The 7,879-nt window shown below is 64.5% G+C and carries 6 protein-coding genes; 2 read left to right on the forward strand and 4 right to left on the reverse strand.

From position 1 onward, the window contains the following. On the forward strand, window positions 1–788 hold a 788-nt coding region (locus EOA22_RS18195), incomplete at its 5' end, for a serine hydrolase (protein ID WP_127390124.1). A 28-nt stretch (window positions 789–816) separates the two neighbouring features. Here EOA22_RS18195 and EOA22_RS18200 read toward each other — a convergent pair. Beyond that, window positions 817–1,752: a hypothetical protein gene (locus EOA22_RS18200; RefSeq protein ID WP_013530658.1), complete on the reverse strand. Its 936-nt coding sequence runs from the start codon at window positions 1,750–1,752 to the stop codon at window positions 817–819. 159 nt (window positions 1,753–1,911) lie between these two features. Here EOA22_RS18200 and EOA22_RS18205 point away from each other — a divergent pair, with 159 nt between their 5' ends. Continuing rightward, window positions 1,912–3,024 carry a KamA family radical SAM protein gene (locus EOA22_RS18205; RefSeq protein ID WP_063168613.1) on the forward strand — a complete coding sequence of 371 codons (1,113 nt, stop codon included), beginning with the start codon at window positions 1,912–1,914 and terminating at the stop codon, window positions 3,022–3,024. 9 nt (window positions 3,025–3,033) lie between these two features. Here the strand turns inward: EOA22_RS18205 and EOA22_RS18210 are convergent, their stop codons facing one another. The 3 genes from EOA22_RS18210 to EOA22_RS18220 form a co-directional block, all read right to left on the reverse strand. After that, window positions 3,034–3,639 carry a 4'-phosphopantetheinyl transferase superfamily protein gene (locus EOA22_RS18210; RefSeq protein WP_063170289.1) on the reverse strand — a complete coding sequence of 202 codons (606 nt, stop codon included), beginning with the start codon at window positions 3,637–3,639 and terminating at the stop codon, window positions 3,034–3,036. Window positions 3,640–3,686: 47 nt separating this feature from the next. Continuing rightward, window positions 3,687–4,136 carry a GNAT family N-acetyltransferase gene (locus EOA22_RS18215; RefSeq protein WP_244514318.1) on the reverse strand — a complete coding sequence of 150 codons (450 nt, stop codon included), beginning with the start codon at window positions 4,134–4,136 and terminating at the stop codon, window positions 3,687–3,689. Further along, the coding region (locus EOA22_RS18220; protein WP_127390125.1) for a Pls/PosA family non-ribosomal peptide synthetase at window positions 4,133–7,879 on the reverse strand (3,747 nt) is incomplete at its 5' end. The genes EOA22_RS18220 and EOA22_RS18215, both read right to left, overlap by 4 nt.

Below are 7,879 nucleotides of genomic sequence, written 5' to 3' on the forward strand. Positions count from 1 at the left end.
CGGATGCGCAGGCGCCCGCCGGCGGCGTCAGCTCTACGGCACGTGACCTCTCGCAATGGGTGCGCCTCATCCTCCACAACGGCGTTTATGCCGGCAAGACACTGATTGCCGCCGATGCGCTAAGCCAGACGCATGTTCCGCTGATATCGCGCGGCAACAACCCCGTCTCCGGCGGCGCATCGTTCTACGGCCTCGGCTGGAATGTCGAATTCGGCCGACACGGCCTGAGCTGGGGCCACGCCGGCGCTTTCAGCGTCGGCGCGCGTACCCTGGTGACAGTCTTCCCAAAGGAGAAGCTGGGCATAGTCATCGTCGCCAACGCCTTTCCGACTGGCCTGCCGGAGGGATTGTCCGACAGCTTCGCCGATCTCGTCTTCGACGGTAAGGTCGAGAAGGACTGGGTCAAGGCGTGGAATGATATCTATGCGGGCCTGTTCGGTCCGGTGGTCGCGGCGGCCAAGGCCGCCTACGCCGCGCCGCCGTCTCCGTCACGGCGAGCCGGGCCGGGCAGTGTCTATGCTGGCCGGTACGCCAACGACTTCATCGGCGACGCGATTGTGTCGAAAGCGGGAGACGACCTTGTACTCAAGGTGGGCCCGGCCGCCGGCCGGTCCTATTCATTGAGGCATTTCGACGGTGATCTTTTCCTGACCTTCCCCGACGCGGAGACGCCGGACAGCCCCTCGGGTGTAAGTTTCGTGGTCGGCGCTGACGGCAAGGCGTCGGCCATGACTGTAGGTTTTCTCGACGACAATCATCTCGGCACGCTGCAACGTGTGGGGGACTGACTTCCAAATCGACCGGTCCCGCCGGGAGTCAGGATGCCGGGCCGTATCGGAGCAGTTTGAAGCAATCGCCGTTGCCCGATTTCGTCTGTGCCAGCGAGGGCTTCGATCTGTCGATCCATTCCTGATGTGACCTCGCGTCGGCTTCGATCGCGTCGACCGGTGCAAGACTGACAAAGCTGCGTCCGTGGCTGAGAAGCCAGCACGCACGGCCGAGAAATCGCCTGCTGCGCTGGCGCAAGAGGTCGGCATCGTAGAAGATGTCGAGCACCTCGTGCTTGATCTTGCGCTCGGTTTCAGGATTGGCGATCGCAACCTCGATCGGCTCGCCGCCGATCGCATCCTGCAGGTCCTTGTAGTCGAGGGTGAGTTGGGTGATGGCATATTTGATCTCGCTCTCGTCGCGCACGATGTCGAACCATAGCGTCGGATCGAGCTGGTTGACGACGAACGACGACTCGAAATCGCGCGACAGGTTGAGGATGTCGAAGTCCCGGATGTCGACGTCGCGCTCAACCAGCAGGATTTCGCGGATCTGCTTGCCAAGCTCCGCTCCCTGCGCGCCGATGGCGGCGTTGGTTCCACCAAGTTCGGGACTAACGTAGGCCCCGCCGTCATCCAGCAGCGCGTCGAATTCGCCAAGTGACTCGACGAGGGGAGCGCCACGAGCGATGCGCGCCGCCAGCTTGGCCAGAACCTGCTGGAGATCCGTTTCGCGTCTGCGCTGGTCTTGGTAATTCTGCTGGAAAAAGAAGATGAACAGCGACACGCCGATGCCGATCAGGATCACGCCCAACTGCGAGAAGATGTTACGGTAGTATTCCAGCAGCTTTTCGCGATGACGCACGTCGTCGCGCACACTGTGGGCGACGCGCAGATTGACGATCAGCGACAGGATGAGCAGCCCAGTACCGACGAGGATGAGGCCGCCGATGAGCAGGTAACCATGGCCTGTGCTGAAGTCCATTCGTTTTCCCTGAAGCCCAGACTGCGCAGAATAGTGCCATTTTGGCTAAATACCTACGGATTTGCAGGCGGTGGATTTGATGGCGGCGACCACCCCAGAAGGGTGACCCGCCTGGCCATCCGGCCGATAGCTCCGCCAGAAACTGCCCCGAGAACCCTGATGACTTCAGACACGAACCTCCACGATGCACGCTCCGCCGATCCTGACACCGCCTGGCAGGCGGACGTCCGCGCCGGGGTGCGCCACGTCCGCGACCTTGACCGCCTCCCGCTGTCGTCAGCCGAGCGCGCAGCCGCCCAGGCCGCGGCGGCGAACCACAAGGTGCGCGCGCCCAAAGCCTATCTCGACCTGATCGACTGGAACGACCCGGCTGATCCGATCCGGGCGCAGGTCATCCCGTCTCCGCAAGAACTTGAGGAAGCGGAAGGCGAACTCGACGATCCGATCGCCGACCATGACTTCAGCCCGGTGCCGCGCTTGACGCATCGCCATGCCGACCGGGTGCTGTTGTTCCCGACCTACCAATGCGCGGTCTATTGCCGGTTCTGCTTCCGCAAGGAATCGCTGACCTCGATCGGCAGGGGTTATACGCGCGAGGCGCTGGAGCCGGCGCTGGCCTATATCGCGGATCACCCCGAAATCCGCGAGGTGATCCTGACCGGCGGCGATCCGCTGTCGCTGCCCGACAAGGCGCTGGCCGAAATCCGCGCGCGCATCGAAGCGATCGCGCATGTGCGGCTGCTGCGCATCCACACGCGCGTTCCGGTGGCGCTGCCGTCGCGCATCACGCCGGGGCTGGTTGCGGCCCTGCAGGGCCGGCTGATGGTCACCATCGTCACCCATTTCAACCACGCGCGGGAAATCACTCAGGCCACGGAAACCGCCTGTCGCACGCTGCGGCAAGCCGGCTTCGTGCTGCTCAACCAGAGCGTTCTGCTCAAAGGCGTCAACGACAGCGTCGAGGCGCTGGAGGAGCTCTGCCGCGAGCTGATGTATCGCCTCGGCGTCAAACCCTATTACCTGCACCATGGCGACCTCGCGCGCGGCATGGCGCACCGGCGCACGACGATTGCGCAGGGGCAGGCGCTGACCGAAGCGCTGCGGGCGCGACTGTCGGGCATCTGCAACCCCGTCTATGTGCTCGACCTGCCGGAAGGCGGCGGCAAGGTGCCGATCGGGCCTTGCCATGTCGAGGGACGGGAGGGCGAGAACTGGCGGCTGCGCGGGCTGGATGGCGAGGTGAGGGCGTATACGGAGATCGTTGGCGAATAGGACTGCGCGCTAACCCCTGTCTTTCTCGACAAACGCCAGCACCACCACGCGCGGGGCAACGCAGTAGGCGAGCCTGGCCTTGCGGCCTGTCTTCGTCGTCGCGTGGCCTGCGTTCAGGTCGACGGTGATGTCCTCATAGCCCAGCACCTCGCGATCGAGCGGATAGACGGCCTTGTAGACGGCTTCCTTGGCGGCAAAAAGGATGCGGCCGGCAAGATGCCGGTCGGCTGCGTCGGTGCGGTCCGCGGGTGTTGTCACGAGCGCCAAAATATCATCCGGGAGAGGCTGCGCGGGCTCGACGTCGATGCCGAGCGAGGCGATATCGCCAACCGGTGCAACCGCCGCTACCGCCATGTCGTCGTCGTGCGCGAGCGAACCCATTATTCCCTCGGGCCAGACCGGCGCGCCGGTTGGCGCGCGCAGGATGGCGACGTCGCCGACGCCAAGCTCCGCCAGCAGTCCGTGCGCGATCCAGCGCGCAGCGCCGCTGGCGCGCCGCATGGCAAGCTGGCGCGCCGCGATAGAGCGGGCTTCCATGGGCAGCAGATGGGCTTCATCGCCTTCGCGGATCAGGCGGCATCCGATCCGGACACCGCTCGGCGCGATCGCGGCCATAGCCTCCAGCAGGGTCGTTTCCGCCGATGAATTCGCAACGGGCGGCGTCAACGATCGACCATCGGCAGGACGGCGATCATTTCTCCGTCCTCGTCGATGCCTTGTTCCACGAAGCCGGCTGCGCGATAGAGGTGGCGTGCGGCCTCGTTCTCGGGCTCGTAGCAGATCGAAACCTCCCTGATATGGCCGAGATTTCCGATCTCGTCGAGCAAGGCGCGCAATGCGGCTTTGCCATAGCCTTTGCCCTGGTGGGCGCGGTCGATCATGAAGCGGTAGACCAGCGCCTCGTTGTCCGACGCATCGTACATCAGGAAACCGACGACACGGGTCCCAGCCATGATGGCGCGCGGCCGCGCGTCTTCGTCGGTTTCGGCTTCTTCGAGGGACTCCGAATTGCCGGCGACGAAATCCCTCTGCTCCGGAGCCAGTTCCAGGGCCGCCACCAGAGCGCGGTTGGCCCTGGTCACGGCAACGAGACGGATGTCCTCGGTGTTCAAGCCGATGCCTTGGCCGAGGACTCGGTGATCGGTTCGACGAAGCGATGCAGCTTGGCCGGGTTGCCGCGCCATATGGAGTTGGGCTCCAGCTCTTCGCCCTTCATGACGAAGGAGTCGACATCGACCACCGAACCTTCGCCCATGACAACGCCGTAGTGGACAAAGGCGGAGGGTCCGAGCGTGCAGCCCTTGCCGATGCGGATGAAGTCGGACTTGAAGGCGCCTTCTTCCAGCGAATGGGCCTGGATGACGCAGCCCTCGTTGAGGGTGGCGTCGTCGCCGATCTCCACCAGCGAGCGTTCTGTCAGATTGCTGCCGCCGTCATAGACACGGCTGCCGATCTTGACGCCCAGCATGCGCAGGATCATCGGCCGGAACGGCGTGCCGGCGAACAGCCGCACGATCGGCGAATCCGCCAGCTTCCAGTGGCGTTCATGACGCCAGAACGCGACGTCATAGATCGTCGTCATCTGCGGCTTCAGCCTGCCGAAACCAAGACTTGCCCGTTCCACGAAGATGTAGAACGGAATGGTGATCGCCGAGGTCAGCAGCACGGCGACGAACAGTGCGACTTCAGCCCATTCGGTGTAGTAGTTCAGCGCCCGGTCCCAGATCGCCAGCGTGGCGAACAGCATGACCCATTGCGTTGCCACGAACAGCAGGATCGTCACCAGATTGTGGCGGTTCTTCAATGGGATGCGCCGGCGCCGGTCGTCCTCGTCGATGCCGGCGATGAGTTCCTTGTCGCGGTTCACCATGCGCGGGATTTCAAAGGCAGGCGAACCCAAGAGCCCGACATTCTCGCGCAGCGGCCCGTCGATGGGGATCATCACCTTGGTGCCGAGCAGGACGTTGTCGCCGGTGCGGCCGTCCGGCGGATAGTAGATGTTGTTGCCGAGATAATTGCGCTCGCCGATCCTCGTCGGCTCGAGCCTGAAGGCGGCGGCGGATTTGTGCATGTTGATCATGAACAGCCCGTCCGACACCATGGTCTCGGTGCCGATCTCGCACAGAAGCGGGTTTTCGTGCTGCTGGTTGGAGCCGAAATTGGAGCCGGTCTGCACCACCTTGTTGAGATTCCAGCCGATCGCTCGCATGTAGTGCACGATGGCCGAGCTGTCGCCGGCCAGCAGGCCGAGCACGCGGGAATTGCTGGAGAATTCAGCGACGGTCTGCAGCCAGTAGCGGAAGCCGTACAGCGTGTAGGTGCGGCCTGGCTTCAACAGCAGGCTGACCAGGCGCGGCACCAGCGTCGCCGCCAGGAAGGATGCGGCCATGTAGCCGAACAGCGTCACCGTGGTGCCGATCGCGACGACGCCGATGGTTTCCTGGTAGTCGTCGCCGACATTTTCCCAATAGCTGTGGAACAGGAGCGGCAAGGGAGTGACGATGGCAAACAGGCCGATCAGCTGAACCGCTTCGAACAGGAAGCGCCGGATGTTGGACGGATCGACATTGCGCACCTTGCAATAGTCGGCCGTGGTCGGCACGGCCGGCGAGCCATGCCAGCGTTCGCCGTCGGGGATGCTTTGGCCGCGGTGCAGCGAGGACGAATGGCCGAGCTGGGCGCCGTCGCCGATCCTGGTGTCGATGTCGAGCGTCGAACCGACGCCGACAAAGGCATCGCGGCCGATGGTCAGCGGCCCGGTGTGGATATAGCCGGCCTGCGCCCGGAAGCCGAGGATCATCGATTCCTTGCGCAGGATGGTGTTGGCGCCGATCGAGATGAGATCCGTGCAGACGGGCACGGATTTCGATTCGATGACGGCGTTCTTGCCGAGCCTGGTGCCGAGAAGCTGCAGGTAGATGCTGTAGAGCGGGCTGCCGCGGAACAGCACGACGGGCGCGGTGCGGATCAACGTCTTGACCACCCAGAAGCGGAAGTAACGCACGCCCCAGATGGGAAACGCTTCCGCCTTCCAGCGGCCGACCAGCACCCATTTGGCGAGGACGGCAAAACCCGACATGCCGAAGAACACGGCGGCCGAAAGCGCCACGCACCTGATGTAGAGCTGCAGCGGATCGTCGAGCGCGTCGTACATCCAGTTGAGACCACCATTGATCGCCCACAGGGCGCCATAGCTGTAGAGCCCGTAGAACATCAGCTGTGCGGCGCCGCAGGTCCAATAGGCAAGATTGGAGGCCCGCCGCGTGAGGACGGGCTCGTTGGTGGCCGTCGTCATCTCGTCCGCTACGCCCAGATGCAGCGCCAGCCGCGCCACGGTCGGGTGGAGGTAGATGTCGCGCATGGACGCCGTCGCCCATTCCTTCCTGGTGCGCACACGGGCGCAGAAATGCGCCATCAGCAGCGAGTTGGCGCCGAGATCGTCGAAGAAATTGTCCTCGACGGACACTTCGTCGAACTTCAGCACCGCGGCCAGCGCGTCGGCCAGGAAACGCTCGTCGTCATTGGCGGGCGCGACCATGGCGCGATCGCCCGAAAGCCGCACGCTTGTCGGCTTCGGCAGCTGGCGCAAATCCACCTTGTTGGAAACCGTCATCGGGATCGCCGGCAGCTCCTCGAGATAGGAGGGCACCATGTAGTCCGGCAGCCGCCGCTTCATCGTCCTGGCGAGGTCCGCGCGCGAGATCGCCGTCTGGCCGGCCTTCGCTGCGAAATAGGCGACGAGTTCGACGCGGCCGGGCTCGATCTCCCAGGTGGTGACGGCGGCTTGAGCGATCTCGGGCTGGTCGAGCAGCACCGCCTCGATCTCGCCGAGCTCGATGCGGTAGCCGCGGATCTTCACCTGGGTGTCGATGCGGCCGTTATACTCGATCTCGCTTTGGTCGTTGATGCGGCCAAGGTCGCCGGTGCGGTAGATGCGCTTGGACGGGTTGTTCGGCAGGCCGACGAAATCGGCGATGAATTTCTGTTCGGTCAGGTCGGGCCGGTTGAGATAGCCGACCGCGAGCCCGATGCCGGCAATGCCGATCTCGCCCAGTTCGCCCGGCTCGGCAAGCTGCGGCAGCGAAGCGTCGAGGATGACGATCGAGTAGGTCGGCAGCGGCGCGCCGATGGTGACGGGACTGTCCGGCGTCAGCGCGCCCATGGTGGCGGTGACGGTCGCCTCGGTCGGGCCGTAGGTGTTCAGGATCTGCCGCCCCGGCTTCGACCAGCGCACCACCAGATTGTGCGGACAGGCCTCGCCGCCCACCAGCAGCGTGCGCAGGCTGGGCACATCCGATGTCATCGACGACAGCAGCGTCGGGCTGCAGGCGATGCAGGTGATGTCATGGAGCCGCAGGAAATCGGCGAGTTCCTCGCCCACCAGCGGCATCTGGCCAGGAGCGGGCACCACCGTCGCGCCGGCGACGAACGGCACCCAGATCTCTTCGGAGGAAAAGTCGAAGGCGATCGTCATGCCCTGGTAGACGCGGTCGCCCGGCCGGTAGCCGTAGGAGGCGGCGGCGACGCGGATGAAATTGACGAAACTCTGGTGCTTGATGACCACGCCCTTGGGCTTGCCGGTGGTGCCCGACGTGTAGAGGATGTAGCAGGTGTCGTCCGCTGAAGCGGCCTTCGCATGCGGCTGCAGCGGCGCGTTGGATTGTCTGGAGATTTCGGCAGCAGTGCTGTCGATCAGCAGATGCGGGACCGGCAGCTGGCCGGCGCGCGACGCATAGGCGGCGATGGTGACGATCAGGCTGACGCCGGCGTCTTCGATGATGAGCGCCATCCGCTCCTCGGGAAAGGCGGTCGCCAGCGGCACGAAGGCAGCGCCCGCCTTCATCACGGCGAGCAG

The organism is Mesorhizobium sp. M7A.F.Ca.US.014.04.1.1, assembly GCF_003998745.1.
GTDB classification, from domain to species: domain Bacteria; phylum Pseudomonadota; class Alphaproteobacteria; order Rhizobiales; family Rhizobiaceae; genus Mesorhizobium; species Mesorhizobium ciceri.

Coding starts and splice junctions, on each gene's coding strand:
- EOA22_RS18210 (WP_063170289.1), bottom strand. CDS start 3,639: ATGGCCGCGATCGCGCCGAGCGGTGTCCGGATCGGATGCCGCCTGATC.
- EOA22_RS18200 (WP_013530658.1), bottom strand. CDS start 1,752: ATGGACTTCAGCACAGGCCATGGTTACCTGCTCATCGGCGGCCTCATC.
- EOA22_RS18205 (WP_063168613.1), top strand. CDS start 1,912: ATGACTTCAGACACGAACCTCCACGATGCACGCTCCGCCGATCCTGAC.